A 26,657-nucleotide genomic window follows, 5' to 3' on the forward strand; every position below is an offset into this window, starting at 1 on the left:
TGGATGTATGGCCACCACAGTAAATACTGAAACATTACGTCGACTGAAATCAGAAGTAGGCGAGGATACGGTGACGGTTTTGCTCACTGTATTTAGCGACGAGCTATCCCAATACCATTCTCAATTGTCTGGTTCGCCATCGATCGAGCAAGTTCGCGAGATCAGCCATGCGATCAAAAGCAGTGCTGCCAGTTTTGGTGCGGATGATCTGGCCGAGATGGCGCGTGAGTGTGAATCACGCGTCAAGCAAGGGCAACAGGAGTGGATGACACATCATTTAGATGAGCTGACCGAGATGTTACGAGGAACGGCCTCTACCTACCGAGAAATGGCCGTCGAGCAAAACTTCATCAACAGCTTGACGTAGTTTATCCCTGTCATGACGCCAATGATGATTTGAGGAGGCCAAACTGGCCTCTTTTTGTTGGTAACGTGTGGCGAGCTGCGACGCGTTTTGTTCTCCGATCACAATGTCGATTTCTTTCCCACCCATCGCACGCTCGCACCAAGCAAGCATAGTGGCTAATGACATGTCACCCGCCGGCCCGATTTCCTTGCCAAGGTTTCTAATAAACGCCAGTTTGGCCTGTGTATGTTTCAACGCACGGCTGAGTTCGGGGACGAGCAGCGGCGGCATTACACTGGTTAAAAAACTGCCAGGGCCGAGCAAAATCAAGTCAGCCTGCTCGATAGCCTCAATGGCTTCGCGGGTCGCGGGGACGGTTGGGGACAAAAAGAGACGCGTCGGGGGAGCGCTTAGCTCATCAATATGTGTTTCCCCCGACACCGTCTCACCCTCTGGCGTTAACGCGGCAAGCTCAGCAGGGTGCTCGGACATCGGCAGTAAATTAGGGCGGATATCTAGCAGATCGCGAATAAGTTGGATGGCTTCAAGCGGACGGACTGAGAGGTTATCCAGTGCCGTAAGGATCAGGTTGCCCAAATTATGCCCGTTCAGCTCACCTTTCCCTTTAAAGCGATATTCAAACAGCATGGAGCCGACCGAGGGCTCGGTGATTAATTGGTTGAGGCAGTTACGAATGTCGCCCCAGGCTATCCCACCTTGGCATGCACGGATACGGCCAGTGGATCCCCCATTATCGGTTGTGGTGACGATGCCTGTTACCTGCTCGCCATATATTCCCAATGCCGATAAGACGCGCCCCAGACCATGCCCGCCACCGATCGCGACGATACGTTGTGAATGCTGATCTGAAACCTGTTGGATCATTGCGTCGTTTCCTGAGAAAAATCAATGTGCCTAGTTTACCTGAAGCTTGAGCGACTAGGTATTTACCAGAGCAGTAAAGTGTGAGCAAGTCAGGAAAGTGGGACAAAAGGGTGAAGGCAAAAAAAGAGGTAACGCGTCGCGTTACCTCGCCCAATCAAGCAGATGAATAAAAAGGGCAAATAGCAAGGCAGCAATAAAAACGGTTTAATGGGGATCTTGCATCATGCTCAACAGATAATCCCGTGTGGCGACACAGGAACTGTTCGCCATCAACTGTTGTTTTTCCCCGGTGGGGAGCGGCAGCAGCTCTAACCAGCGCTGGCATAACCACGCCAAATTGGAGAACTCGGTCTCTCGGTGCATTTGTTGTAGTTCAGGGTAGCGCTCAAACATCGACTGTAAGCGCTCCACGAGAGGCTCGCTTTGTTTGTCGACGTGGCAATCAGGCCACCGAGGTAATGCGTTGACCGAGGCAAACAAGATGTGGTTGTGCTGCTGGTTAAACGCATGAATCGCAAAGCGTGCGGTTCCCCGTGCCGTGATCACTAAGCAGCCATCTTCTTGGCTTCGGGTATAGTCCTCAATTTCAATAAAGGTGCCAATATCCACGTGAGAGCGCTGGGCTTGTGTTTCCGCCATACACACTCCGATAGGGAGTCCATGCTTTAACGCGAATACGAGTGTGTCTAACGAGTCGCCTGCTGGGATCCGAAGAGGTATCCGGCCCCCGGGCAAGATGTGACGATCATTAAACAAAATTGGTGTGGATTGTCCCATGTGACACCCCCTGACAAGCAATGGCGTTGGTCTAGTAATCTAGATATTGCAAAAGGGGTGCCTACTTTTTGAAACGCCCGTATACCAGCGGTTCGGCATCGTGATGTCGCGATTGCGTAGCGCTTGAGGGTGAGAACTCGCAATTTGCAACGCAAATCCGCTCGCGATAACGCATTGTGCAAACGCTAACTTGCTCGCTTTGCGGTCGCCCGTGAGTAGGATTACGCCCTGATTCGTCGTCAGTATCGCGATATAAAGACAAAAAAATAGCCTCCATTTGAAGGCTATTAAAGAGGTGTTTTTAACATCAACACCGCGTTAGCGGTTAACCTGTGGTTTTTTTCCTTTATTTGGGTTGTAACCATGGCGAACGCGTGCGCATAAAGGGCGCGAGGTTGAGCTTTGTGGTCTCATAGTCTTGCTTTTTACTCTCTTGTCGGAAGAAAAATTAGGCTGATGATCGGGAACAGCTCATCAACAACACAATGATGGGGGATAGAGCGCCGAATAACAACATCGTTTGTTTAAAAAAGCGTCAATATTGGTATTTCGTCTAAACAGCCGCTTATTATCAGCAAATGTTATTAAACTAAGCCAAGAGCGGGCCGATATCCGCTATGGCTCTGGGTTGAGACGTCGAGATGTTGTGGGGGCGAAGATGTTTGGCGTGCCTTTTCGGCAATATTTTGCTTTATTGACGATGAGGGTGTAGCTTAAAAATTGCACAAGCGGTTTGTACTGGCGTAACAGCCGAGTGGACTCGGTCGTTGTTCCGCGAGTGACTGTGCCAAATACTGATGAGTTCAGGAGGACACAATGAAACACAAGCGCTATAGCAACAAGAAAATCAAAGAAATGCTTAACGAGGTCATGCCAGAAATGGAAAAAGCACGTGAGGACAACCGTGTTCTGCGCGATCAGGCCAGTGATCGTTCATCGGATAGTGGCCCCGTTTTTAGTCCCGACGATGCCAAAAAATAGTGGCTTATAGAACAAAGCCAGCCTGCGAAGCTGGCTTTGTTGCGACATTATCACCGCTCAAGCCTACCGGAGCAGCCGTTTCTACGTTCTCCCTCCGTTCGACATCCGTGCTTGATCCTCGCATCTATTCGCGGTGAGCGTTTCCGTTGATAGGCACCATTACCGCTTATTCAATTCAGATTTTGTGACCGTGATAGCTGTCTGACATCACGTGCATGTGTTTCTGTTGAGTTTTTTTGACAAATAACGTTTAGTATCGGCTTTACAATTAAGTAACATTTGACGCATGTTGGCAGTCAAAGTCACTGAGATTGCGAAGATAGAGAGAGGCTTGTGTGTTTTTTCGACCGCAAGCTAGTTCAGCATTAGTGCCAATGCCCCCAGATTCAGTATAAATAGCAATTTGTTCCGTATTTTGTTTCTTGTGGTGAATAAAGCGCTAACGCGGCCTCGTCTTACCAGCTTGAAATTCCTTTATGCGACTTTTAAGTAGTGAAAGATGAGTTTTTAATCTCATTCTATGGCAAAATACTTCAGATTTATGGCAAAACACAGCGTTGCTTGGTAATGTTTTGCCTCTAATCGCGCAGCGAGGCGTAGTACATCTTTTTAGATTGTGCAAAACGGATTCCCCCGCCACGTGGCGTCGATTGTCATGGATGCAATAGCGATTGTTATGGAGTTACACGATGAAGCTAAACACGATCACCCGAACCCTCTTTATGGGCGCTGGCCTTTCTCTGGCTCTAGCAGGATGCAGCGAACCAGAGCAAAAACAGACCTCTCAATCCAACCCTGAAACCAAACAACAAGCCGAGTCCGCGGCAGGCGAGCCGCAACTGGCGGCAGAGCAAGAGCTCGTGCGTGGTAACGGTGCCGAAGTGGCGTCGTTGGATCCGCATAAAACTCAAGGCGTGCCTGAGTCGCACGTTATTCGTGACCTGCTAGAAGGCTTGGTCAACCAAGATGCAGACGGCAATGTTATCCCTGGCGTCGCTTTGCGCTGGGAAAACGAAGACAACAAGGTGTTTACCTTTTATCTCCGTGAAGACGCCAAATGGTCTAACGGTGATCCTGTTACTGCGCAAGATTTTGAGTACAGCTTTAAGCGCGTGGCTGATCCGATGACGGCGTCACCTTACTCTTGGTACCTTGGCTACACCCACATGGAGAATGCCAAAGCCATTATTAAAGGTGACAAAGATAAAGACACATTGGGCGTTGAAGCGCTAGACGATCACACCCTTCAGGTAACGTTAGATACCGCGGTGCCTTATCTTGTGAAGATGATGGGTCACACCACCATGAAGCCGGTACACAAAGAAACGGTGGAAAAACATGGTGACCAATGGACCAAACCTGAGAACTTCGTGGGTAATGGCGCCTATGTCGTGGATAACTGGGTGATTAATGAGCGCATTGAGTTAACCCGTAACGACCAATATTGGGACAATGAAAATACCACGCTCGATAAAGTGACCTATTTGCCGATTGAAAACCAAGTCGCAGAAATGAACCGCTACTTGGCCGGCGAAATTGACATGACGTATGAGATCCCGAACGAGCATTTCCGTCGCCTGAAAAACGAGCACCCAGAAGATTTGTCTATCGTGGGTAACCTGTGTAGCTACTACTACATCTTTAATACCAAGCGTGAACCCTTTAATGATGTTCGTGTGCGTAAAGCCTTGTCTTACGCGATTGACCGTAACGTGATTACCGATGCGCTACTGGGTCAAGGGCAAAAGCCTGCGTATTTCTTGACGCCTGAAATTACCGCTGGATTTGATCCTGAGCTGCCAGCGTACGCCAAGATGACACAAGAAGAGCGTGATGCAGAGGCCAAGCGTCTGCTCAAAGAAGCTGGGTTCGGTGAAGACAACCCGCTCGACTTCTCACTGCTTTATAACACCAGCGAAAACCACAAAAAGCTGGCCGTCGCAATCGGTCAAATGTGGAAAGACAAGCTGGGTGTGGATGTTGCACTTAATAACCAAGAGTGGAAAACCTACCTGAGCACCAAAGATGAAGGTAATTTTGATGTCGCGCGCGCCGGTTGGTGTGGTGACTACAATGAAGCGTCTACCTTCCTCAGCTTGATGCGCAGCTCCAACTCATCAGGTGGTGTGCATTATGATAGCCAAGCTTATGATGCGATCATGGAAAACGCCATGACCACCACAGACGACGACAAGCGCACACAACTGTACTTGGATGCGGAAGCCCAGATGGCAAAAGACATGCCGATTGCGCCGATTTACCAGTATGTAAAAGCGCGTCTGCTTAGTCCACAAGTCGGTGGCTTCCCTGCCAATAACGCCGAAGAGAAGATCTACTCAAAAGATCTTTATATCAAGGCTGAGTAACGCCTGATTCACAGCTGATAAGGGAGCCGCACCACGCGGTTCCCTTGGCTGGTTGTCGCTATGTAGGTATAGCCTAGGTAGCGGACGCTGTGAGGCTCAAAACGAAACGGTACAGTTATGTTGAAATTTATCGCCAAGCGCCTTTTGGAAGCTATTCCAACGTTGTTGGTCTTAATTACTATCTCTTTTTTCTTGATGCGGTTTGCGCCAGGCAACCCTTTTTCAAGCGAACGTCCATTGCCCCCTGCCGTAATGGAAAACATTAATGCCAAATACGGCCTGGATAAGCCTGTGTTTGAGCAATACACCACCTATTTGGGCAATATCCTACAAGGGGATTTTGGTCCATCGTTTAAATACATTGATTTTACGGTGAATGAGCTGATTGCTGACGCATTTCCTGTATCGGCACAAATCGGTGCGTTGGCGTTTATCTTTACGCTGATTTTTGGGGTCACCATTGGCACCATTGCTGCGCTCAAACAAAACACCTGGATTGACTACACCATCATGTCCACGGCGATGTTAGGGGTGGTGATGCCATCCTTTGTGCTCGCGCCCGTGCTGATTTATATCTTCGCCATTAATCTTGGTTGGTTCCCCGCCGGTGGCTGGCAAGGTGGGGGATGGCAATTCATGGTGTTGCCAATGATCGGTATGTCCTTGCTGTATGTGGCCACATTTGCGCGTGTGACCCGCGGTAGCATGATCGAAACCCTAAACAGTAACTTTATTCGCACCGCGCGTGCCAAAGGGCTCAGTTACCCTAAGATTATTGTTAAACATGCGCTCAAGCCTGCAATGCTACCGGTTGTGTCCTACATGGGACCCGCGTTTGTGGGCATTATTACTGGGTCGGTGGTGATCGAAACCATTTTCGGCTTGCCTGGTATCGGTAAGCTGTTTGTGAACGCCGCGTTTAACCGTGATTATTCATTAGTGCTTGGCTGTACCATTTTGATCGGTACGCTGACCATTCTTTTCAACGCGATCGTCGATATCCTGCTGGCGTATATCGATCCTAAGATTCGTTACTAGGGGTGACATGATGCTGACGAAAAAAGAAAACATTGACGCCCTCGAAAACTTTGCTGAAGAAGTCGATGTCAAGGGGCGTAGCCTTTGGCAGGATGCGGCGATTCGTTTTAAACGTAACCGTGCCGCGATGGCGAGCTTGGTGATTCTGGTATTGATTGGTTTGAGCGTGATCCTTGGGCCGTATATCAGTGCCTACGCGTATGACGCGACCGATTGGTATGCCATTCATGCGGCGCCTTCATTGGGCGTAGACGGACATTGGTTTGGTACCGATGCGTTAGGCCGAGATCTCTTTACTCGCACCATGATGGGCGGGCGTATATCGATCATGGTAGGCGTCATGGGCGCCTTTGTCGCCGTCTTGATTGGTACCTTATATGGTGCCACATCAGGCTTTATTGGCGGCCGCACCGATGCGGTGATGATGCGTTTGGTGGAAATCCTCCAATCGATTCCGTTCATGTTCTTCGTGATTGTACTGGTCACCTTCTTTGGCCGTAATATCGTGCTGATCTTCGTGGCCATTGGCTGTATTGCTTGGCTAGACATGGCACGTATTGTGCGCGGTCAAACACTCAGCTTACGGAGTAAAGAGTTTGTCGAAGCCGCGCACGTTTCAGGGGTGAGCACGCGCCATATCATTACGCGCCATATCGTGCCAAACGTACTTGGGATTGTTGCGGTTTACTCGACCTTACTAGTGCCGAACATGATCTTGTTTGAGTCTTTCTTGAGTTTCTTGGGCTTAGGTGTGCAAGAGCCAATGACCAGTTGGGGCGCCTTACTACAAGAAGGCTCGCAAACGATGGAAATTGCGATTTGGCAGCTGCTGTTCCCTGCCGCCTTTATGGTCATGACATTGTTCTGTTTTAACTATGTCGGCGATGGGCTTCGTGATGCCTTGGATCCAAAAGACAGATAAGCGACGTTTTTTGTCATCGTAAAAAACGCAATAATATGAAAAGCGCAGGTTTATTTCCTGCGCTTTTTTGTTACTGTTAAATGCGTGTTTCAAGGATGAGAATCGATAGCAGTGGTGGCTGTCGATAGAGTGACAAAGGAGCTGTCATGCGATCCCTCTCAATTCAATGGAAGGTCACCCTCGTGGCCAGTTTGTGCGTTGCTGTGACCGCGGTGACGTTATTAACCTTCTCAACCTACGTCAATAACCAGTTTCAGCAAACGGTCGGTCAGGCGAGTACCCAAACGCTGCGTAGTGCTGCTCAACGTCTTGCGACCAGTCAGGCTCAAGTTCAAGCGACCCATGTACAACGTTCTTTAGATGAGGCGGTGTACCGCGCGCAAATGCTGGCGCAAAGTGTGGTGTACCTACAGTATAACGCTGAGCAAAACTTTACCGACAGTGGTGAACTTCGCGGCTCAATCAATGAGCTGGTGCGACGCTCAGTGGAGAACTTCGATACGGTTCAAGCCGCGTTCGTGGTATTTAAACCCAATGCACTTGACCAAGAAGATAACTTTTATCAGCTCGATACAGAACGGGGCGCGAATGCCGCAGGGCGTTTTGCCAGCCGCTGGCAAAAGCGGGATGGCGAGCTGCAAGGTACCGTGCTGAGCGAGAAGCAAATTAACAACGGCAATAAAAATGGCAATGGGCAAGCGGCGAATCATTGGTATCAGTGCCCATTGAACCAAGGCGCAGCTTGTGTATCTGCGCCCAAACAAGCGGGCAGTAGCCTGAGTGTCACCATTTCCTCACCGCTGATGCGCGACGGACAAGTGCTGGGGGTACTAGGCATTGATATTGCGCTTGGCGGGTTACAGTCAGTGATCTCAGAGGCGGATAAAGCCCTATTTGGCGGCGCTGGCAATGTCAGTGTATTGAGCCAAGGTGGCCGTTTAGTGGCGTCTGATAACGCCCAAGTGAGCGGCGGCACTGTCGACGATTTACCCACCAGCCCTGATGCGATGAGCTCCTGGCTGACGCAGGGACAGCCACAGACTGTATGGCAAAAAAGCCAGTTGATGACCTACGTGCCGATTGCCTTGCCAGGCACCACGTGGGGAGCCCTTATCACCTTGCCGGAAGATGTCTTGCTATCTGAGGCAAACCAATTAAGCCAACAAATTACCGCGCAACGCAGTCAAGCCGCGTGGACAGAACGTAGCTTAGGGGTTGTGGCAACCCTGCTTGCCTTGGTGATCGCCGGATTAGCGGCGCGCCAAATCGTTAAACCCCTGAAGCTACTGGCGGAACGATTGGCAGAGATTGCCGACGGCGATGGCGATCTCACGCAGCGTATCCAGCTTAAAAATCGTGATGAAATTGGGGTACTGGCGGGGCGCTTTAACCGCTTCCTCGATAAGCTTCAGCCTATTATGGCGAATGTGATTAATAGCGTTGAAGAAGCGGAACATACAGCCAAAGAAGCCGCACGCGTGGCCGTGCAAACCCGAGATGGTAGCCGTGAACAAGTATCAAGCTTGGATGCAGTGGCGACAGCATCAGAAGAGATGACGCAAACGGCCTCACAGGTTGCCAGTCATACCGAATCGGCGCTAACTGCGGCCACCGCGGTGAATACAGCGACGGAGAAGGGTGAAAAAATTGTGACTGGTTCGTCGCAAGCGATGACGCGTTTGGTGGAGACGCTGAATGGCGCGACCCACGATGCGCAAGCCTTACAAAAGAGTAGTCAGGATATCACCGAGATCTTGACGGTGATTGACACCATGTCAGAGCAAACCAACTTACTTGCTTTAAATGCGGCGATTGAAGCGGCGCGTGCGGGTGAGCAAGGGCGCGGGTTTGCGGTGGTCGCTGACGAAGTCCGTGAACTGTCACAGCGTACTAACCAGTCAATCACCCAGATCCGTACCGTGATTGATTCGTTGCAGTTAGGGGCAGAGTCAGTGGTAGCGGCGATTCATGAAGGGAATCAGCTAGCGGATGACACCGCTGAAAAGGTGCAAGAGACGGTGGCGAGCTTGGACCAGATTCGTACTGCGATGCAAGACATGATGGGGCTTAACAGTGAAATTAGCGCGGCGGCGGAGCAACAAAGCGCGGTATCAGGCGATGTGACGCAAAACGTGACCCATATTCGTGAACGCAGCGATGAACTCTTGTCGCATGCCGAATCGGCGGCGAGTATTGCCAGCCAATTGGAGGCGCTGGCTGGCCGTCAGCGTGCGCTAACGGCCCAGTTTAAAGTCTAATCTTGGTGATGCGCGGTTACTCTGGCGCTTCCTCGAGAGGATACCAGTAGCCGCGATTGACCCACAGCGTCAGCATCGGCCAAAACAGGCTATGGTCGGCGGCATCGCCGAGGATTTCCCAATCAATAAAGCGTTGATTGCATAACGCTGGGGTGAGTGACTCACATCCTGCGGGTAAATCAAAGCTTTCACCCAGCATAAAAATCATTTCAGGCTGGTCGGGGTGATAAAACGCGCGCAACCCACTGAGTTTTTCCAGACAAAGCCCGTCTTGCATCGCGGCTTTGAGACTATCCGGTTGCCACTGAGGGTCGGGGCTGAGTAAGTCGAGCTCATGTCGGGCTTGAGAGAGAAACTCGCCAATCCAGCGCTTTTTACGGGTCTCGTCGTGCATGAGTGCGATCATCATTTCGTCCATCTGGGCGAGATGTTGTGGATCCAATGCCGCAGGCGCGTCTGGTTGGGCTGACATGGCAGGCCAATGGAAATGATTATCGCCAGCTTCGTCGACAATCACTTGGTCTGCATAACTGCTCAGTAGCTCGCGGGCTTTTGGTGAACGATAGCCAATTGAGTAGCTGAGCGAGGGCTCTAGGGTATCGCCTTCGTGTGGAAAGCCTGGTGGGATATAAAGAATATCGCCTGGCTCTAGCACCACATCGATAATGGCATCAAAGCCGGTGATCTGCTTGAGCCCGGTTTCTAAGTTGGCTTCTTGGTAATCACCTTTTGGCCCAACGCGCCAACGGCGGCGGCCTTGGCCTTGCACGATAAACACATCATACTGGTCAATGTGAGGCCCGACGCCGCCCTGAGGCTGGGAATAACAAACCATGACATCGTCAAATAGCCACTGTGGTAGCGAGGTAAATGCATCAGCCAGTTCACGTACGCCTGGGTGCCAATGGTTAGCGGCTTGTACCACCAGTTGCGCATGTGTCTCTGGGAAGTCGTCGAAGTGCTCGAAAGGACCGTTCGCGACTTGCCACTTGCCATTGGCTTGGGTCACCAGGCGTGAGTCAATATCCTCTTCCATCGCGAGTCCTGCGACCTCTTCAGGCTCAATGGGATCGTCAAAATCGGCTAATCCCTGACGGAGAACGGTGGGGCTTTGATGCCAATGTGTGGCCATGAATTCGGCGAGCGAGAACTGAAATTGATACATAACGACTTAGTTTACGAAATTTGCGGCAGTATAACGTGACGAGCAGGGTGGTGCGAGTGGGATAAAAAACGGCCCCCAATATGGAGGCCGCGAGCATTGGATGCGTTTTGCTTACAGTTTGTCAGTGAGCTTGACCGCATCGCCAATGTAGTTAGCCGGTGTCATTTGCTTCAAGCGTGCTTTCTCGTGCTCAGGCAAATCAAGACTATCAACAAAGGTACGCATTCCTTCGCCATCAACCCGTTTGCCACGTGTCAGCTCTTTGAGCTTCTCGTAGGGCTTTTCTATCCCATAACGACGCATCACGGTTTGAATAGGCTCGGCAAGGACTTCCCAGTTTTGATCCAGTTCCGCTTCGAGTGCGGCTTGGTTCACTTCCAGCTTGCTGATCCCTTTCAGAGTCGACGCATAAGCAATCATGGTGTAGCCCACACCCACACCGAGGTTACGTAATACGGTGGAGTCAGTCAGGTCACGCTGCCAGCGAGAAATCGGCAACTTTTGCCCAAGGTGAGAGAAAATGGCATTGGCTAGGCCGAGGTTACCTTCCGAGTTTTCAAAATCAATCGGGTTAACCTTGTGCGGCATGGTCGATGAGCCAATTTCACCCGCGATGGTTTTTTGCTTAAAGTGGCCCAGCGCAATGTAGCCCCAGATATCACGGTCAAAATCGATCAAAATGGTGTTAAAACGCGACACGGCATCAAAAAGCTCAGCAATATAGTCATGCGGCTCGATTTGAGTGGTGTACGGGTTCCAATCAATACCTAATGAGGTCACAAAGGCTTCGCTGTAGGCATGCCAATCGATCTCTGGATAGGCCGACAAGTGCGCGTTGTAGTTGCCCACTGCGCCGTTGATTTTACCCAGGATCTCACTGCTTTTAACCTGCTTGATTTGGCGCGCCATGCGGTACGCCACGTTTGCCATCTCTTTACCCATGGTCGATGGAGACGCAGGCTGACCGTGGGTGCGTGAAAGCATGGGTACGTCGCGGAATTGTTGAGACAGGTCTTTGACGGCGTCCGCCAGACGTTGCATTTCTGGCAAAATTACCGTATCGCGTGCTTCTTTTAGCATCAGTGCATGCGACAGGTTATTAATGTCTTCAGAAGTGCAGGCAAAGTGAATGAATTCACTGACCGCGTTGAGTTCTGCGTTATCGGCAATCTTTTCTTTTAGAAAATACTCAACGGCTTTGACATCATGATTGGTGGTGCGCTCAATCTCTTTGATACGTGCGGCATCTTGTTCATCAAACTCAGCAGCAATGCGGTCGAGTTGGGCATTGGCGTCATGACTAAAAACAGGCACCTCTGCGATGCTGTCTGTCGCTGCCAGTTTTTGTAGCCAACGGATTTCCACGATGGTGCGGTATTTAAGCAATCCAAATTCACTAAAAATCGATCGCAACGCAATCGTTTTCGTACCGTATCGGCCATCGACCGGTGAAACAGCAGTCAGCGCTGACAGTTCCATTTTTTGTCTCCTGAGTTCAATCTGATTAGCTTCGGGCTAGAATGAGTTTGGCCTGCTCAACCATTTGTTTGCGACCAAAGATAAGGTGCCGGCGCTTACCGCCTACTTGACGCCATAGGACAGCACTGCGGATACCGGAAAGCAAGATGGCACGCACACGGTGTTGCACGCCAGTTTGCTGTAAATGTTGTGGGTCACCAGACACTTGAATGCGCGGTCCGAGAGGACTGATCACGTCGAGATAAATGCTGGCGAGATTGCTGATCATTTGCTCATCAAGCAAATCAAAATGGCTTACTTGACGCTCAATCGTTTCAATGCGATCGCCCAGTTGTGCCATGGCATCACGGCGGCTGGACAGTTTACGCTCCAGCGCCAACAAATTAATCAGGTAGCGCATGGTTTCGCTACCGTTGCGGCTATTATCGAGTTGGCCAATGAGGGTTTCTAAACCAACATGAAGGCCTGACTCACCGCCACCGGTGACATTCCCCACTTCTCCACGAAAGACGTCTAGGGTAGAAGAGGGGTTAGTGATGATAATGCTACTCAGGCTCGTATTTAACGCGTCTTGGTCACAATATCCATTTCGAGATACGTCTTGCACCAGTTTTGCTGCCTGACAAATGCTGGCAAACGCCAGGGTGCGATCATAAATCGTCTCTGCCACTGATCACGGCTCCTTAAATACGTTGCTCGATAATGCCACCGCCTAGGCAGACATCGCCATCGTAAAAGACAGCAGATTGCCCCGGCGTTACCGCAATTTGCGGCTCGTCGAAGATAACTTTCACTGTATCATCATCAACGGGCGTGATAGTACACGATATATCGTGTTGACGGTATCGGGTTTTTACCGTGCAACGGCGGGTCTCAGTCACAATCTCGCGATCGACCCAGTGCAATTGCGCCGCGATGAGCCCTTCAGAATAGAGCCGAGGATGATCATGGCCTTGACCGACGAGCAGTACATTACGCGCGACGTCTTTATCGACCACATACCAAGGTGCTTCGCTACCGTTGCCGCCTTTAAGACCACCAATGCCTAGACCTTTACGTTGACCCAAAGTGTGGTACATCAACCCTTGGTGCTCACCAATCACGTCGCCCTCAGTGGTTTCGATAGGGCCGGGCTGCGCAGGTAAATACTGCGACAAAAAGTCAGTGAACTTACGCTCGCCGATAAAACAAATGCCGGTTGAATCTTTTTTCTTCGCCGTCACCAAACCTTGCTCTTCAGCAATTTGGCGTACCTGCGGTTTTTCTAAATCGCCCACCGGGAACAAGCTACGTGCCACCTGATCGTGGCTGAGCGTGTACAAGAAATAGCTTTGATCTTTATTGTTGTCCAAGCCGCGCAGCATTTGCGCTTTTTCGCCATTTTCAGGGAAGGTGCGACGGACATAATGTCCCATGGCAATATAATCGGCATCTAGCACTTCGTCGGCAAACTCGAGAAACGCCTTAAATTTGATTTCTTTGTTGCAAAGAATGTCAGGGTTGGGCGTGCGACCCGCTTTGTATTCGGTTAAAAAATGCTCGAAGACATTATCCCAGTACTCAGCGGCAAAGTTAATGGTGTGTAGCTCGATGCCAAGCTTGTCACACACATCTTGCGCATCGGCCAAGTCTTCTGCAGCAGAGCAGTACTCTTCGTTGTCATCCTCTTCCCAGTTTTTCATAAACAGGCCTTCTACCTGATAACCCTGTTGTTTCAACAAGTAGGCAGAAACGGAGGAATCAACACCGCCGGACATTCCGACAATCACTTTTTTGCTGCTGTTATCTGACATGGTGATCACAAATGCTGCTATCAATAAACGGATGCTAAGTTTAACAGAATCAAATCGCCGGATACAGATGTGATAGAGCTCACATGTTAGCCGTTATCCAAAGTGGGTAGATGGTCGCGTAGCCTGTGACCGACTCCCGCACGCATACACGCCGTATACCCATCCCTGGGGGCTCCGCCGTGCCATCCTTGGCGCGGAGGGTCTGTGTGCGAAAATCGGACGATGATATGTTCAGGTATTCCTAGCGCTTATCTCGTTTCTTCGACGGTGCGCGCTTGGACGAGCGATTGCGCCCACGTGGTGCTTTCCCTTTTGCGCCTTTGGGTTTAGGGGTGAATTGCTCAAAGCCTTTCGGGGGAGCGACTTCACGCCACTGGCCCGGTTGCAAATCATCCAGCTGCCATGGGCCGAGTTGGGCACGAATCAAGCGCAGCGTCGGGTGGCCGATATGCGCGGTCATGCGGCGTACTTGCCGGTTTCGCCCTTCTAGCAGCACCACCTTTAACCAGGTGGTGGGAATGTTAGCGCGATAGCGCACCGGAGGGTGGCGCTCCCATACGGCGGGCGGCGCCATTCTGGTGACTTCGGCGGGGAGCGTAAGGCCATCTTTCAGTTCGACACCGTCACAGAGCGCTTGAATCGCCTCATCGCTAGGCTCGCCTTCAACTTGTACCCAATAGGTTTTGGGCGACTTGGATGAAGGTTGGGTGAGTCTGGCTTGTAAAGCACCATTATTGGTGAGCACCAGCAAGCCTTCGCTATCTTTATCAAGTCGACCGGCCGGGTACACGTCTTTCACCGATACAATGTCGGCCAATGTGCTGTCACCTGGCTCCCCACTAAACTGAGTCAACATGTTATAAGGTTTGTTAACAAGTAATACTTTGGTGGTGAGCGCGGTCGCTCGGGGTGTCTTTCCACCTTTGGCCGATGGAGCTTGGGTGTTTGAAACAGCCTTTGACGCTGGCTGGGGGCGGGCTTTATATGGCATGAGGGCTGTCAAATAGATTAAACGGCAAATGAGACTTCCGTATTATACACGTAATAATCTGTTTGGCGTGTTGTATGAATTCGAGTATCCTCGACTCGCATCTTACACAAAGATAACAAATGGACGCTAGGAGATTAAAATGGAAAGTAAAGTAGTTGTACCGGCGGAAGGTCAGAAGATCACACTCGACGGCACAAAACTGGTAGTCCCTAACCACCCTGTGATCCCTTACATTGAAGGGGATGGCATCGGGATGGATGTTAGCCCTGCAATGATCAAAGTTGTTGATGCAGCTGTTGCTAAAGCCTATAACGGTGAGCGTAAGATTTCATGGATGGAAATCTACACCGGTGAGAAGTCCACCAAGGTATATGGTGACGATCAGTGGCTGCCAGCTGAAACCCTCGACTTTATCCGCGAATACAAAGTGGCAATCAAAGGGCCACTGACGACCCCAGTTGGCGGTGGTATTCGCTCATTGAACGTGGCGCTTCGTCAAGAGCTCGACCTTTATATCTGTGCGCGTCCTGTTCGTTACTTCACTGGCGTTCCTAGCCCACTGAAAAAGCCAGAAGACACGGATATGGTGATCTTCCGCGAAAACTCAGAAGACATCTATGCGGGTGTTGAGTTTAAAGCAGGCACCGCCGAAGCGGATAAAGTGATTAAGTTCCTGCGTGAAGAAATGGGTGCCAACAAAATCCGTTTCCCTGAGCAGTGTGGTGTAGGCATTAAGCCAATCTCAGAAGAAGGCACCAAGCGTCTGGTTCGCGCCGCTATCGAGTACACCATCGATAACGACCGTGACTCACTGACTATCGTCCACAAAGGTAACATCATGAAGTTTACCGAAGGGGCGTTTAAAGACTGGGCGTATGAAGTGGCCAAAGAAGAATTTGGTGCTGAGTTGCTGGACGGCGGTCCTTGGATGACGATGAAAAATCCAAAAACCGGCAAACAGATCACCATCAAAGACTCCATCGCAGATGCGTTCTTGCAGCAAATCCTGTTGCGTCCAGCGGAATATGATGTGATTGCCACCATGAACTTGAACGGCGATTATGTTTCTGATGCGCTTGCCGCGCAGGTTGGTGGTATCGGTATCGCCCCAGGTGCCAACATTGGTGATGGCGTGGCGCTGTTTGAAGCCACTCACGGCACGGCGCCGAAATACGCTGGCCAAGACAAGGTGAACCCTGGCTCACTTATCCTTTCCGCGGAAATGATGCTACGTCATATGGGCTGGTTTGAAGCGGCTGACTTGGTAATCAAGTCAATGGAAAAAACCATCGCCAACAAGACAGTCACTTATGACTTTGAACGTTTAATGGAAGGCGCGAGCCTGCGTAAATGCTCTGAGTTTGCTGACGAGATGGTCAAGCAGATGTAATCACTGATTCTCAGTGAGAAACGAAACCCGGCTCAGTCGCCGGGTTTTTTTATGGATATGCTCCAGCTAGTCTTCGATATCTTCCCACGACAATGCGGTGCCTTTGGTTAACGCGCGTGTTGCGCGCTTTCCGATCACGGTATCATAGTGTTTCGGTGCTAACCCAAAGCCAGGACGAATACTGCGCACATTATCGGCCGTCAGTGGCTCACCGGGCGCGATATCCTCACAGACATACAAAGAGCGCCTAAATTGCCGGTTGCTCGATTCGGCCGCTCGTGTGGTTAGGGCACTTTCTCCTAACGCTTGCCACGCCGCGTGGGTTTGCTCACAAAGCGCACTGAGTGCAGGTGGCGTAAGCGAGAAAGCAGCATCCGGGCCTCCCGAGTCTTCAGAGAGCATCACATGTTTTTCAATCACGCACGCGCCGAGTGCGACGGCTGCGATCGCGGCGGTGTTGGTCAGCGAATGATCGGATAAGCCCGCCAAGGTTTGATAGCGGGTGGCTAAGGTTGGAATGGTTCGTAGATGGCTTTGTTCAATTGGCGCAGGGTAGGCGCTGATACAATGAAGCAACACCAGCTCACGACAGCCGTTATCTCGGGCGGTCGCCACCGCCTCGGCGATCTCTGTCTCGTCAGCCATGCCGGTTGAGATGATCATCGGTTTACCGGTTTGCGCGGCATAGCGAATCAAAGGCAAATCAATCGCCTCGAACGAGGCTATTTTATAGGCGGGTGCGTTAAGATCCTCGAGCAAGTCAATCGCTGAGCAATCAAAAGGAGAGGAGAATAAGGTGACGCCTTCTTTTCTGGCGTGATCAAATAATGGCTTGTGCCACTCAAACGGGGTTTGTGCCCAGCGATATAGCTGGTGGAGACTATAACCTTCCCACAGTCCGCCTTTGATCTGAAACTCATCGTGGTCGCAATCAAGGGTAATGGTATCGGCGGTATAGCTTTGCATTTTGACGGCATCGGCACCGCAGGCTTTGGCCATGGAAATGGTTTGTTTGGCAAGCTCAAGGCTACCATTATGGTTCGCCGACATTTCGGCAATGATATAGGGAGGATGCTGGGGGCCGATCAAACGGCCTGCAATCTTAATGTCGTTGTTCATAAACCGCGTCGATATTCAGTTTGGTTTGAAGGGCGCTGGCGCCTTGCTGCCACTCATCAGCGGACAAAGACAGGCACACAATCTCGACTGTTTTTCCCTCAGGCAGGGAAAAGGTGCATTGCCGACTTTGCGGTGTTTCACGAAAGCCAAAGCGTTGATGCAGCCGCACCACCCCCTGATTATGACTGAGCACTTCACAGTTCAATTTGGTCACGCCCAAGGTTTCAAACGCTAAGCTTAATGCGCCAAACTCCATGAGCGCGCCGCTCCCACGTGGTGTATCGGGGGCCGCATAAAAAGCCCAGATCGCACTTGTCCTATTCTCGCTATCGAGGTCAAGATTGACCACGCCAAGTGGCTTGTCCGGTTGGCCGTCTACGCGCTTGTAGACGATATAGAAATAACGGTGTGTGTTGGCGACCATATGGCTGAACCATGCTTGGTGCTCATCATGGCTTATTTCATGTTGGGTGTACATGAACTGGCGGACAGCGGGACGATTGCGCCAATGCCATAAAGTGTCACTGTCCGCGTGAGTCACCGCTCTAAAAATCAGTTGCATAAGTGATGCTCCAAGGCTGCGACGACACGCTCTGCGCCTTTTCCATCGGTGATCGCTGGCAGGATAGGAAGCTGATGCCAGTTTGCCGCAAGGTGCTGCAATGCAGACGCATAATCTTGCCAGCAGGTGTACTCACCGCGTCCTAAGTATTGATAGCCCGGCTGTCCAGCAAGATACTCGGCCATGGCGTGTTGGTTTTCCGCCACACATACCAAGGTGCTCGGAACCCTCAAGCAGCTGCGCTCGATGGCAGTGACGCCAGCGGCTCCAAATGCGTAGCGTGCCCGTGCCATGTGGGTATCAAAGTCCGACAGTGCTTCCACCACACTAACCCCATCGGGGACAGGCGCTTTACACAATGCGTCGCGGTCTGGGTTACGCCGGCCGGTGACAATTAATAGCGAGAAAGGCAGCCTCTCGAGCTTCTGCTTTTCTCCTAGGTGTTGAACGGCTTCTAGGTGTTTCACCGCGTCCACAAGCTTGCGGCTTTCACCGGTCGGATCCGTGCCGGAGAAAAAGGCGATCACCTTGTTTTCTCGCGGCGGCGGAGACTGATGTAAGGCGGCAAATGCTGGACGCAATAGTGCATAGTCAGGCCCCAACAAGCATCGGGTTTGTGGATTTAAAAGCTGTGATGCGTAGCGCGTGGTAATCTCAGGCCAAGGGTTTTGATCGAGTAAAAACGCGCAATCGTGGGGCCGATTGGCTAAATCATCGACCACCATCATCGGACAGCCCAATTGGGTGTGAATCGATTGCTCCCAGCGGGCATCTAAGGCGTAATGATCCACTACCATTAAATCCACCGGCTGGTTAGCCACGCATGCGGTTGTCTCTTCGGCATCTTGCCGCTGGCTCACACCCAGCCAATCGGTGTCGCTAAGCAAGTTTTTGGGGGCAGGCAACACCGCCACCGTTAAGCCTTGTTCATGGCTGACCGCTATCAAATTGCCGGGCAAGTCGCGACATACCAAGGTTACCTGATGACCCGACGTTTGTAGCATGCTAGCCAACACGTGCATGCGGCTGACGTGCCCGGTGCCTATCGCTTGGGAGGCATCGACTCGAATGGCAATATGGCTCATAGCAAGGCTTGTTGCTCCAACAGTTGATACATTAGCTCGGCGCGTAGCCAGTCATCCGGCTCATCAATGTCTTGCACGCGGTAATGAGGGATCAACACGGCTTTCGAGTGAGGAGCAAAAACCGGCTCGCGCGCTAAAAACGCACTTGGCGTGCCCCAGTAAAACATCCCCGCATCGTGGTACGCCGGTTGTAAGTCTTGTGAACGGGTGGTGAAGTGCTCGGGCCACAACATGCTGACACTGCCATCGGCATCGACATGAATACTGCGCTGAATCGGAAAGGCGTAGCGGGTGGCGGCAAAACTGTATTTGACGGTGTTACCGTCCAGTAACGCTAAGCCTTGGCGCAAGTCATCCGTGGTGACAAAGGGGGTGGTAGCATACAGGCAACACACCGCGTGCAAAGGCGTTTGCTGTGGCGACGGGTTGAGCCACTGGATCGCATGTTCAAGCACATCCAAGGTCGTAGCGTGATCGCCGGCAATCTCGGCGGGACGCACAAAAGGCACCTCAGCCCCTGCATCGCGCGCCACACTGGCAATGTCCTCGCAATCGGTGGAAACCAAGACGCGATCGAATAGCCCACTTTGACGTGCTGTCGCAATGGCATAAGTAATAATGGGCGCACCGTTAAACCGTTTGAGGTTCTTGCCCGGAATGCGTTTGCTGCCACCGCGGGCGGGAATAATACATACATTCATCGGTCACGCATCCTCAATGGCTTTTTGTAGCGCAGCAATCACTGTATCTTGCTGTTGCTCGGTTAAATCGGGGTAAAGCGGCAAAGTGAGTGCACCCGCGTAATACTGCTCGGCAAGCGGGAAGTCTCCGGGCTGGAAGCCCTGTGCCTGATAGTAAGGTTGCGTATGCACAGGAATATAGTGCACGTTCACGCCAATGCCTTGCACACGCATTGCCTCAAAAACGGTGCGGCGTGTGTCGGCGTGCTCAAGCTCAATCAAATACAAATGCCATGCCGACTCAGGATCTAAAATGGGTCGCTTAACGGGCAAATCCGCCAGCGCTTGGTGGTAGCGTTCAGCAAGTGCAAACCGTTTGGCGATAAAGGAGCGAAGCTGGGTTAATTGTGAACGGCCAAGCGCGGCATGAATATCCGAGAGGCGATAGTTCATCCCCAGTGTATGCTGCTCATACCCCCAAGGTGGCAGGGCAGCGTGGCTGTCTTCTGCATCACGGGTGATCCCGTGGCTACGCAACTGACGCAGCGCTTTCGCCAATGTAGCACGTTGGGTGGTGGCAACCCCGGCTTCTCCCGCGGTAACCACTTTGACCGGATGAAAACTAAATACGCTAATATCGCTGTACTGGCATCCTCCCACCGCGGCGCCTTGATAGTGTGCGCCCATCGCATGTGACGCATCCTCAATAATGGCTATCTGATAACGCTTAGCGAGCGCAGAAATTTCGGCCATTGGCGCACTGGCACCGGCCATATGCACCACCACTAGCACTTTGGGTAAGGTGTGAGTAGCGGCCGCTTGCGCCAGTTTTTTCGCGAGCTGCTGGGCGCATAGGTTACGTGTGCCTGGGTCGATATCGATAAAATCCACTTCGGCACCACAGTATTGCCCACAATTGGCTGACGCGACAAAGGTAATGGGCGAGGTCCATAAACGATCGCCTGGGCCTAACCCTAACGCCAGACAAGCGAGATGCAGGGCAGATGTGGCGCTATTAACAGCGACCGCATGCGCAGCCCCGGTGAGTTCGGCGACGGCGGCTTCAAAAGCCGGAACTTGCGGGCCTTGCGTCAGATAATCACTTTTTAGCACCTCAAGCACAGCGGCATAGTCTTGCTCACTAAGATGCTGCTTTCCGTATGGGATCAACGCCATACTCCTTTACTGCTCGGTGTCGAGTTGCAAAATGGCCTCGACAGTTAACACATCTGGGTTAGTGCCTGATTGATACTCAAAGCCCTCTGGCACGGGCTGTCCTTTTTCGCCCAACGCATTTTCTCGATAGTCATCATCGGCGTCGTAGAACTTGATGGTGGGACAAATCACGTAATGGTCGGCAAATTCGAGCGTCAGATGCGCATCGTCAGCCGGACACATCACTTCATGCATTTTTTCGCCGGGGCGAATGCCTATCACCTTGACGGGTGTGTTCGGGGCATAGGCGCTGGCGAGATCCGTCAGACGAACCGATGGGATCTTAGGAACAAATATTTCCCCGCCATACATGCGCGAAAAGTTTTTCAGCACAAAATCCACCCCTTGCTGCAAGGTAATCCAAAAGCGGGTCATTTCAGGATGGGTAATGGGTAAATGATCCGCACCTTCCGCTGCCTTTTTCTTAAACAAAGGCACCACAGAGCCGCGCGAGCCGACTACATTGCCATAGCGCACCACCGAAAAACGTGTCTTTTGGCCCCCGGTCATATTGTTAGCGGCGACAAACAATTTATCTGAACACAGTTTGGTGGCGCCATAGAGGTTATTGGGGCTGGCGGCTTTATCGGTCGAGAGCGCAATCACCTTTTCCACCCCGTTGGCAATCGCGGCACGAATCACATTCTCTGCGCCGTGAATGTTGGTCTTGATACACTCCATCGGGTTGTATTCGGCGGCAGGTACCTGCTTGAGCGCAGCAGCATGAATCACATAATCAATGCCTTGCATCGCTTGCATTAAACGATCGCCATCACGCACATCGCCAATAAAATAGCGCATGCAAGGGGCGTTAAAGGTTTGCTGCATTTCATATTGCTTGAGCTCATCGCGAGAGAGCACCACGAGGCGGCGTGGTTGATAGCGTTCAAGCAGGGTGCGGACGTACTTTTTACCAAAAGAACCAGTACCGCCGGTGATCAGAATGGATTTGCCGTTAAACATAGGACGCCTTGTCACTAACTGTCGGGAATACAGGCAGTTTAACTGATCTGAGCAGGATTTGGCGATCTGCTACGGCCATGACGCGCGATTAAGCGACACCAAGCGGTTTTATTTTTGCTACCTCGTGTTTAATTGATTGCGACGCCTCCCAAAGATCAACGGCCCTTTGCGCATTGAGCCAAAACTCAGGCGAGTTACCAAACAGACGAGCGAGACGGAGCGCCAGCTCCGGGCTCATGGCTTTGCGTTCATCCAATACGGCAGTCATCGATTGACGAGAAACGCCCAAAGCGTCAGCCAATTGTTCTACGCTTAAGCCGTAATCGGGCAGAAAGTCTTCGCGCAACATGGCTCCAGGATGCGTCGGTTGGCGTTGCATTCCAGCTGTGTTGAAAATCGTCATCACTGTTACCTCATTAGTGGTAGTCGCAAACCTCGACGTCATACGCGTCACCGTCTTCAAAACGAAAGCAAATGCGCCACTGTTTGTTTATCGCTATTGCATGTTGCCCTTGTCTGTTTCCTGACAAAGCGTGAAGGCGATTACCGGGCGGTACCTTGAGATCATCGAGTTGTGTGGCGAGATCGATATACTCCAACTTTCTTGCCGCACGTACCGCCAGCTCGGCAGGGAACCTCTTTGACGTTCCATTTGAGTATAGTGCCTGCGTTCGTTTATCTGCGAATGATTTGATCATGCATCAAACGTATTTTGGCATGGGATGGGCGTCAATCAAAGGCGTGTATTATCTCTTAAATTGCGAGTGAGATAACTTGCGTCACACAAAGCGCCGCATGTGGGCGGCGCTTTGAAGGGACTATGTTTAGGTTAAAGTGCGTGGTCGTTAGCCTTGATGGCGAGAGGCGAGGACTTCGGTCACTTGATGGAGGCTAAGCTCTTGGTCTTGTAGCAATACCAACAGGTGATAAAGCAAGTCGGCGCTTTCGTTTAATAGCTCGGCTTTATCGCCTGCCGTGGCAGCGAGGGCGACTTCAACCCCTTCTTCTCCCACTTTTTGCGCGATACGCTTGGTGCCTTTGGCAAATAAGCTCGCGGTGTAAGAGTCATCAGGCTCGGCGTCTTTGCGGCTGGCAAGCACTTGCTCTAGGCTCGACAAAAAGCCGGGGCCCGTGTGTGGTGGTTTATTATCACTGTCAAAGCAGGTGGTCGTGCCGAGGTGACAGGTGGGCCCGTGTGGCGTCGCCGTGACCAACAAGGTGTCTTGATCGCAATCGAGTGCAATGTGCTCTAGGCTTAATACATGGCCGGAGCTTTCGCCTTTTACCCAAAGACGCGATTTACTGCGCGACCAAAAGGTGACGCGACCGGTTTCGAGCGTCGCGTTCAGTGCATCGGCATTCATGTAGCCCAGCATTAACACTTGGCCGCTATCGCTGTGTTGGATAATTGCAGGCACCAAGCCGGTGTTTTTCTCCCAATCGATACGTTCTACCCATGCTGCCGTCATACTCTTACCTCGATCCCTTGTTGTTTTAATGTTTGTTTTAATTCGCTTATCGCGATGATTTGCTTGTGAAACACCGAGGCAGCCAGCGCGCCATCGACATTTGCTTGTAAAAAGGCGTCGGCGAAATGCGAAATTTCACCGGCACCGCCGGAGGCAATCAGAGGCACCTGACAGCGCTCTCTCACCATGTTGAGTTGGGTTAAGTCATAGCCTTGGCGCACGCCGTCGCGGTTCATCATATTGAGTACGATTTCGCCTGCGCCTCTCTGTTGGACTTCCTCAACCCAGGCGGCGGTTTGCCAAGGCGTGGCCTGAGTACGGCTTTCATCGCCGGTAAATTGATAGACCTGATAGTGCCCGGTCGCTTCATCAAAGAAGGAATCAATCCCGACCACCACGCACTGCACGCCAAACTTATTGGCCAGCCGTGTGATCAAACTCGGGTCGGCCAAGGCCGGTGAATTAATGGATATCTTATCCGCGCCGAATTCCAAGATTTGCTGAGCATCGGCTTCGGATTTAATCCCACCGGCAACACAAAAGGGGATATCAATTACTTCCGCGACGCGACTGACCCAGCTTTTATCGACCACCCGGCTGTCACTGGAGGCGGTGATGTCATAAAACACCAGCTCGTCGGCGCCTTCTTCAGCGTAGCGTTTGGCGAGCGGGACGATATCGCCGATGATTTCGTGATTGCGAAATTGCACGCCTTTTACTACTTGTCCGTCGCGGACGTCCAAACAAGGAATTATCCGTTTTGCCAGCATGCGATCGCCTCCTCTGCGCTAAAGTTGCCTTCCAGTAGGGCGCGGCCGACGATCACGCCTGCGACGCCAGTATCGCGTAAGGCGCGAATGTCTTCGAGACTGCCAATGCCGCCTGACGATTGAAACGCAATGCTCGGATAGCGCTGACACAAGTCGCGGTAAAGCGCCACATTACTGCCTTGCAAGGTGCCATCGCGGGAGATATCGGTGCACAGCACATGCTTGAGCCCGACGGACAGATAATTGTCGAGTAGCGCTTCAATGGTGACGCCGGAGTCTTGTTGCCAGCCGGACACCGCCACGCGTCGCGTCCCGTCGTTGTCGATGTGAATGTCGAGTGCCAATACAATGCGGTCAGGGCCGTAGGTTTGCATCCAGCCTTTAACCAAATCGGGGGATTTAACCGCGGTGGAGCCGATCACTACGCGCTGCGCACCCGTGTTCAGTAGCTCAATCACGTCCATTTCGGTACGCACGCCACCGCCAATTTGGATATTGGCAGGCGTTGATTGCAAAATCTCGGTGATTAAATCGACCTGACGCGCAGTTGGGTCTTTGGCACCGGTTAAATCCACGAGGTGCAACCAATCTGCGCCCGCTTGATGGTAACGCGCAAACTGCTCACGCGGGTCAAAACTGTAGTCGGTTTTTTGCTGATAATCCCCTTGATAAAGGCGCACCACTTGGCCGTCTATCAAGTCGAGTGCTGGTATAATCATCCTTGCTTACATCTCCAAAAAATTCTGAATCAAACGCGCGCCCACTTTGCCCGAGCGCTCAGGGTGAAACTGAACCCCGTAGTAGTTGCCTTGATTGATAGCCGCACTGAACGCATGGCCATAATGACATTGTGCCAAGGTGTAATCGCCGACCGGCATCGCGTAACTGTGGACAAAGTAAAAGTGGCTCCCCGCGACAATGCCATCGAACAGAGGATGATCATTAACAGTGGCAACCCGGTTCCACCCCATATGAGGCAGAGGCTGCCCCGCGGTATCCATCAGTTTGGTGGGGGCGGGGATGTGGCCGAGACATTCGACGGGACTGTCGCCTTCATCCGAGTAAGTGCCTAGCATTTGCATGCCAAGACAAATCCCCAGTAGTGGCTGTTCAACCTGTTTGACTAAGTCTATCAAGCCGCGTTCGGTCAAGTTTTTCATCGCTTCACTGGCCGTGCCGACGCCGGGCAAAAAGAGCTTATCCGCCCCTAGCACCACGTCTGGATCGCGGCTTAGTATTGCTTGATACCCCAAACGCTCAACAGCAAAGCGTACCGAGGACACATTGGCGCAGCCGGTATCGATAATGACAGTCTGTTTGCGCATTACAGCACTCCTTTACTGCTTGGCAGGGCGTCGCCCTCGACCTTGATGGCTTGACGCAGGGTGCGGCCAAAGGCTTTAAATAAGCTTTCCACCAAGTGGTGGGTGTTTTCGCCCGACACCGTCAGATGCAGGGTACAGGCCAAGGTATCGGTCAATGAGCGGAAGAAGTGTCCCACCATCTCGGTAGACATATCGCCCACTTGTGGCTGTGGGAAGCTGGCTTCAAATTTCAAATAGGGGCGTCCGGACAAATCCAATGCACATTGCGCCAAGCATTCATCCATCGGCAGGCTAAAGCCAAAGCGGCCAATACCGCGTTTATCTCCCAGCGCCCGTTTGAGTGCGTCGCCCAAGGCGAGGGCGGTATCTTCAATGGTGTGGTGGTCGTCGATGTGCAAATCGCCTTTAACGCGAACGTTGAGCTGAAAGCCGCCGTGGGTGGCGATTTGATCCAACATGTGGTCAAAAAAGCCCAGTCCCGTTTCAATGCGACTGCCGCCACTCTTATCCAGGTTAACATCCACCTGAATATCGGTTTCTTTGGTGGTGCGAGTGACACTGGCCAGTCGCGGCTGCTGGGTGAGGCGCTCGACAATCTGTGGCCAGCCCATCACGTCACGTTGATATTTGATGCCTTGTAGCGCCATATTGTTCGCTAAGGTGATATCGGTGTCGCGATCGCCAATCACAGCCGATTGGGCGAAATCAATCCGTCCTTGCTGTAGATAGTCTTTCACCAAGCCTAATTTGGGCTTGCGACAGCTACAGTCATCGCTATCAAAGTGCGGGCAAATCAGTACGTCTTCAAAATGGATCCCTTGTGAGCGAAACAGGGCCATCATCATGTTGTGTGGCGCATCAAAGTCCGCTTGCGGGAAGCTCTCGGTTCCCAGACCATCTTGATTGCTCACCATCACCAAGGTGTAACCCGCCGCTTGCAGGCTCAGTAACGCGGGGATCACGCCCGGCTCAAAGGCCAATTTATCCAGACGATCCACTTGATAGTCTTCAGGCGGCTCCACAATCAAGGTGCCATCACGGTCAATAAATAAAATCTTGTCTTTCACAGTGGTTGTCC

General features: G+C 51.8%; 26 protein-coding genes and 1 pseudogene. 7 read left to right on the forward strand and 20 right to left on the reverse strand.

What is annotated here, in order from left to right; translation table 11 throughout:
- Positions 1-7: 7 nt before the first annotated feature.
- Complete coding sequence (locus tag BZG25_RS08165; RefSeq protein ID WP_046075318.1) at positions 8-367, forward strand: Hpt domain-containing protein; 360 nt, start codon at positions 8-10, stop codon at positions 365-367.
- Here BZG25_RS08165 and yvcK read toward each other — a convergent pair.
- Both yvcK and BZG25_RS08175 read right to left on the reverse strand, forming a co-directional pair.
- The gene (yvcK, locus tag BZG25_RS08170) at positions 299-1,231 is read right to left on the reverse strand and encodes a uridine diphosphate-N-acetylglucosamine-binding protein YvcK (RefSeq protein WP_046075319.1); all 933 of its coding nucleotides are present in this window, start codon (positions 1,229-1,231) and stop codon (positions 299-301) included. The genes BZG25_RS08165 and yvcK overlap by 69 nt on opposite strands.
- A 204-nt stretch (positions 1,232-1,435) precedes the next feature.
- Positions 1,436-2,008 carry an LON peptidase substrate-binding domain-containing protein gene (locus BZG25_RS08175; protein ID WP_077578076.1) on the reverse strand — a complete coding sequence of 191 codons (573 nt, stop codon included), beginning with the start codon at positions 2,006-2,008 and terminating at the stop codon, positions 1,436-1,438.
- A gap of 816 nt (positions 2,009-2,824) precedes the next feature.
- Here BZG25_RS08175 and BZG25_RS15965 point away from each other — a divergent pair.
- The 5 genes from BZG25_RS15965 to BZG25_RS08195 all read left to right on the forward strand — a co-directional run bounded on the left by BZG25_RS15965 (position 2,825) and on the right by BZG25_RS08195 (position 9,573).
- On the forward strand, positions 2,825-2,989 hold the full coding sequence (locus BZG25_RS15965; protein ID WP_156146677.1) for a hypothetical protein: 165 nt from the start codon (positions 2,825-2,827) through the stop codon (positions 2,987-2,989).
- Between the two features lie 689 nt (positions 2,990-3,678).
- Positions 3,679-5,355 carry an ABC transporter substrate-binding protein gene (locus BZG25_RS08180; RefSeq protein WP_077638812.1) on the forward strand — a complete coding sequence of 559 codons (1,677 nt, stop codon included), beginning with the start codon at positions 3,679-3,681 and terminating at the stop codon, positions 5,353-5,355.
- A 117-nt stretch (positions 5,356-5,472) separates the two neighbouring features.
- A complete protein-coding gene (oppB, locus tag BZG25_RS08185) occupies positions 5,473-6,393 on the forward strand; it encodes an oligopeptide ABC transporter permease OppB (RefSeq protein ID WP_046075322.1) in 921 nt (306 codons plus the stop codon).
- A gap of 10 nt (positions 6,394-6,403) precedes the next feature.
- A complete protein-coding gene (oppC, locus tag BZG25_RS08190; protein WP_046075323.1) occupies positions 6,404-7,315 on the forward strand; it encodes an oligopeptide ABC transporter permease OppC in 912 nt (303 codons plus the stop codon).
- Between the two features lie 146 nt (positions 7,316-7,461).
- Positions 7,462-9,573 carry a methyl-accepting chemotaxis protein gene (locus tag BZG25_RS08195; RefSeq protein ID WP_077638813.1) on the forward strand — a complete coding sequence of 704 codons (2,112 nt, stop codon included), beginning with the start codon at positions 7,462-7,464 and terminating at the stop codon, positions 9,571-9,573.
- A 16-nt stretch (positions 9,574-9,589) separates the two neighbouring features.
- Here the strand turns inward: BZG25_RS08195 and BZG25_RS08200 are convergent, their stop codons facing one another.
- The 5 genes and pseudogenes from BZG25_RS08200 to BZG25_RS08220 all read right to left on the reverse strand — a co-directional run.
- On the reverse strand, positions 9,590-10,738 hold the full coding sequence (locus BZG25_RS08200; RefSeq protein ID WP_077638814.1) for a cupin domain-containing protein: 1,149 nt from the start codon (positions 10,736-10,738) through the stop codon (positions 9,590-9,592).
- Between the two features lie 111 nt (positions 10,739-10,849).
- Positions 10,850-12,217, reverse strand: coding sequence for an adenylosuccinate lyase (gene purB / locus BZG25_RS08205; RefSeq protein WP_077638815.1), 1,368 nt, complete (start codon positions 12,215-12,217; stop codon positions 10,850-10,852).
- Positions 12,218-12,242: 25 nt separating this feature from the next.
- Complete coding sequence (gene hflD / locus BZG25_RS08210) at positions 12,243-12,887, reverse strand: high frequency lysogenization protein HflD (RefSeq protein WP_046075327.1); 645 nt, start codon at positions 12,885-12,887, stop codon at positions 12,243-12,245.
- 13 nt (positions 12,888-12,900) lie between these two features.
- Complete coding sequence (gene mnmA, locus BZG25_RS08215) at positions 12,901-14,010, reverse strand: tRNA 2-thiouridine(34) synthase MnmA (protein WP_069361249.1); 1,110 nt, start codon at positions 14,008-14,010, stop codon at positions 12,901-12,903.
- Between the two features lie 352 nt (positions 14,011-14,362).
- A pseudogene (locus BZG25_RS08220) lies at positions 14,363-15,001 on the reverse strand (pseudouridine synthase); the annotation flags it as partial.
- 139 nt (positions 15,002-15,140) lie between these two features.
- On the opposite strand from BZG25_RS08220, the gene icd reads away from it, so the two are divergent.
- Positions 15,141-16,391, forward strand: coding sequence for an NADP-dependent isocitrate dehydrogenase (gene icd, locus BZG25_RS08225; RefSeq protein WP_077638817.1), 1,251 nt, complete (start codon positions 15,141-15,143; stop codon positions 16,389-16,391).
- Between the two features lie 66 nt (positions 16,392-16,457).
- Here the strand turns inward: icd and pseI are convergent, their stop codons facing one another.
- The 13 genes from pseI to hisB all read right to left on the reverse strand — a co-directional run bounded on the left by pseI (position 16,458) and on the right by hisB (position 26,646).
- On the reverse strand, positions 16,458-17,510 hold the full coding sequence (gene pseI / locus BZG25_RS08230) for a pseudaminic acid synthase (protein WP_077638818.1): 1,053 nt from the start codon (positions 17,508-17,510) through the stop codon (positions 16,458-16,460).
- Positions 17,494-18,072 carry a UDP-4-amino-4,6-dideoxy-N-acetyl-beta-L-altrosamine N-acetyltransferase gene (gene pseH / locus BZG25_RS08235; RefSeq protein ID WP_077638819.1) on the reverse strand — a complete coding sequence of 193 codons (579 nt, stop codon included), beginning with the start codon at positions 18,070-18,072 and terminating at the stop codon, positions 17,494-17,496. The genes pseI and pseH overlap by 17 nt, the downstream gene beginning before the upstream one ends.
- The gene (gene pseG, locus BZG25_RS08240; RefSeq protein WP_077638820.1) at positions 18,063-19,157 is read right to left on the reverse strand and encodes a UDP-2,4-diacetamido-2,4,6-trideoxy-beta-L-altropyranose hydrolase; all 1,095 of its coding nucleotides are present in this window, start codon (positions 19,155-19,157) and stop codon (positions 18,063-18,065) included. Before pseG ends, pseH begins: the two co-directional genes overlap by 10 nt.
- Complete coding sequence (gene pseF / locus BZG25_RS08245) at positions 19,154-19,858, reverse strand: pseudaminic acid cytidylyltransferase (RefSeq protein ID WP_077638821.1); 705 nt, start codon at positions 19,856-19,858, stop codon at positions 19,154-19,156. Before pseF ends, pseG begins: the two co-directional genes overlap by 4 nt.
- Before the next feature lie 3 nt (positions 19,859-19,861).
- Positions 19,862-21,007 carry a UDP-4-amino-4,6-dideoxy-N-acetyl-beta-L-altrosamine transaminase gene (gene pseC / locus BZG25_RS08250; protein WP_077638848.1) on the reverse strand — a complete coding sequence of 382 codons (1,146 nt, stop codon included), beginning with the start codon at positions 21,005-21,007 and terminating at the stop codon, positions 19,862-19,864.
- Between the two features lie 12 nt (positions 21,008-21,019).
- Positions 21,020-22,015, reverse strand: coding sequence for a UDP-N-acetylglucosamine 4,6-dehydratase (inverting) (gene pseB, locus BZG25_RS08255; RefSeq protein WP_025738853.1), 996 nt, complete (start codon positions 22,013-22,015; stop codon positions 21,020-21,022).
- Positions 22,016-22,103: 88 nt separating this feature from the next.
- A complete protein-coding gene (locus tag BZG25_RS08260) occupies positions 22,104-22,418 on the reverse strand; it encodes a HigA family addiction module antitoxin (RefSeq protein WP_077638822.1) in 315 nt (104 codons plus the stop codon).
- Positions 22,419-22,431: 13 nt separating this feature from the next.
- Positions 22,432-22,713, reverse strand: a complete 282-nt coding sequence (locus BZG25_RS16240; protein WP_077638823.1) for a type II toxin-antitoxin system RelE/ParE family toxin — start codon at positions 22,711-22,713, stop codon at positions 22,432-22,434.
- Positions 22,714-22,860: 147 nt separating this feature from the next.
- Positions 22,861-23,484, reverse strand: a complete 624-nt coding sequence (gene hisIE, locus BZG25_RS08270) for a bifunctional phosphoribosyl-AMP cyclohydrolase/phosphoribosyl-ATP diphosphatase HisIE (protein WP_077638824.1) — start codon at positions 23,482-23,484, stop codon at positions 22,861-22,863.
- Positions 23,481-24,254 carry an imidazole glycerol phosphate synthase subunit HisF gene (hisF, locus tag BZG25_RS08275; RefSeq protein WP_077638825.1) on the reverse strand — a complete coding sequence of 258 codons (774 nt, stop codon included), beginning with the start codon at positions 24,252-24,254 and terminating at the stop codon, positions 23,481-23,483. The genes hisIE and hisF overlap by 4 nt, the downstream gene beginning before the upstream one ends.
- Complete coding sequence (gene hisA / locus BZG25_RS08280; protein WP_077638826.1) at positions 24,236-24,973, reverse strand: 1-(5-phosphoribosyl)-5-[(5-phosphoribosylamino)methylideneamino]imidazole-4-carboxamide isomerase; 738 nt, start codon at positions 24,971-24,973, stop codon at positions 24,236-24,238. The genes hisF and hisA overlap by 19 nt, the downstream gene beginning before the upstream one ends.
- A 6-nt stretch (positions 24,974-24,979) precedes the next feature.
- The gene (gene hisH / locus BZG25_RS08285) at positions 24,980-25,579 is read right to left on the reverse strand and encodes an imidazole glycerol phosphate synthase subunit HisH (RefSeq protein WP_077638827.1); all 600 of its coding nucleotides are present in this window, start codon (positions 25,577-25,579) and stop codon (positions 24,980-24,982) included.
- Positions 25,579-26,646, reverse strand: a complete 1,068-nt coding sequence (gene hisB / locus BZG25_RS08290) for a bifunctional histidinol-phosphatase/imidazoleglycerol-phosphate dehydratase HisB (RefSeq protein ID WP_077638828.1) — start codon at positions 26,644-26,646, stop codon at positions 25,579-25,581. The genes hisH and hisB overlap by 1 nt, the downstream gene beginning before the upstream one ends.
- Positions 26,647-26,657 lie beyond the last annotated feature (11 nt).

Source organism: Salinivibrio sp. ML198 (assembly GCF_001996015.1).
Lineage (GTDB): Bacteria > Pseudomonadota > Gammaproteobacteria > Enterobacterales > Vibrionaceae > Salinivibrio > Salinivibrio siamensis.

Coding starts and splice junctions, on each gene's coding strand:
- pseI (WP_077638818.1), bottom strand. CDS start 17,510: ATGAACAACGACATTAAGATTGCAGGCCGTTTGATCGGCCCCCAGCAT.
- BZG25_RS08260 (WP_077638822.1), bottom strand. CDS start 22,418: ATGACGATTTTCAACACAGCTGGAATGCAACGCCAACCGACGCATCCT.
- pseG (WP_077638820.1), bottom strand. CDS start 19,157: ATGAGCCATATTGCCATTCGAGTCGATGCCTCCCAAGCGATAGGCACC.
- pseB (WP_025738853.1), bottom strand. CDS start 22,015: ATGTTTAACGGCAAATCCATTCTGATCACCGGCGGTACTGGTTCTTTT.
- mnmA (WP_069361249.1), bottom strand. CDS start 14,010: ATGTCAGATAACAGCAGCAAAAAAGTGATTGTCGGAATGTCCGGCGGT.
- BZG25_RS08180 (WP_077638812.1), top strand. CDS start 3,679: ATGAAGCTAAACACGATCACCCGAACCCTCTTTATGGGCGCTGGCCTT.
- yvcK (WP_046075319.1), bottom strand. CDS start 1,231: ATGATCCAACAGGTTTCAGATCAGCATTCACAACGTATCGTCGCGATC.
- pseF (WP_077638821.1), bottom strand. CDS start 19,858: ATGAATGTATGTATTATTCCCGCCCGCGGTGGCAGCAAACGCATTCCG.
- BZG25_RS08195 (WP_077638813.1), top strand. CDS start 7,462: ATGCGATCCCTCTCAATTCAATGGAAGGTCACCCTCGTGGCCAGTTTG.
- BZG25_RS08165 (WP_046075318.1), top strand. CDS start 8: ATGGCCACCACAGTAAATACTGAAACATTACGTCGACTGAAATCAGAA.
- BZG25_RS15965 (WP_156146677.1), top strand. CDS start 2,825: ATGAAACACAAGCGCTATAGCAACAAGAAAATCAAAGAAATGCTTAAC.
- icd (WP_077638817.1), top strand. CDS start 15,141: ATGGAAAGTAAAGTAGTTGTACCGGCGGAAGGTCAGAAGATCACACTC.
- hisIE (WP_077638824.1), bottom strand. CDS start 23,484: ATGACGGCAGCATGGGTAGAACGTATCGATTGGGAGAAAAACACCGGC.
- purB (WP_077638815.1), bottom strand. CDS start 12,217: ATGGAACTGTCAGCGCTGACTGCTGTTTCACCGGTCGATGGCCGATAC.
- oppC (WP_046075323.1), top strand. CDS start 6,404: ATGCTGACGAAAAAAGAAAACATTGACGCCCTCGAAAACTTTGCTGAA.
- BZG25_RS16240 (WP_077638823.1), bottom strand. CDS start 22,713: ATGATCAAATCATTCGCAGATAAACGAACGCAGGCACTATACTCAAAT.
- hisA (WP_077638826.1), bottom strand. CDS start 24,973: ATGATTATACCAGCACTCGACTTGATAGACGGCCAAGTGGTGCGCCTT.
- BZG25_RS08200 (WP_077638814.1), bottom strand. CDS start 10,738: ATGTATCAATTTCAGTTCTCGCTCGCCGAATTCATGGCCACACATTGG.
- pseH (WP_077638819.1), bottom strand. CDS start 18,072: ATGCAACTGATTTTTAGAGCGGTGACTCACGCGGACAGTGACACTTTA.
- oppB (WP_046075322.1), top strand. CDS start 5,473: ATGTTGAAATTTATCGCCAAGCGCCTTTTGGAAGCTATTCCAACGTTG.
- hisF (WP_077638825.1), bottom strand. CDS start 24,254: ATGCTGGCAAAACGGATAATTCCTTGTTTGGACGTCCGCGACGGACAA.
- hisH (WP_077638827.1), bottom strand. CDS start 25,579: ATGCGCAAACAGACTGTCATTATCGATACCGGCTGCGCCAATGTGTCC.
- BZG25_RS08175 (WP_077578076.1), bottom strand. CDS start 2,008: ATGGGACAATCCACACCAATTTTGTTTAATGATCGTCACATCTTGCCC.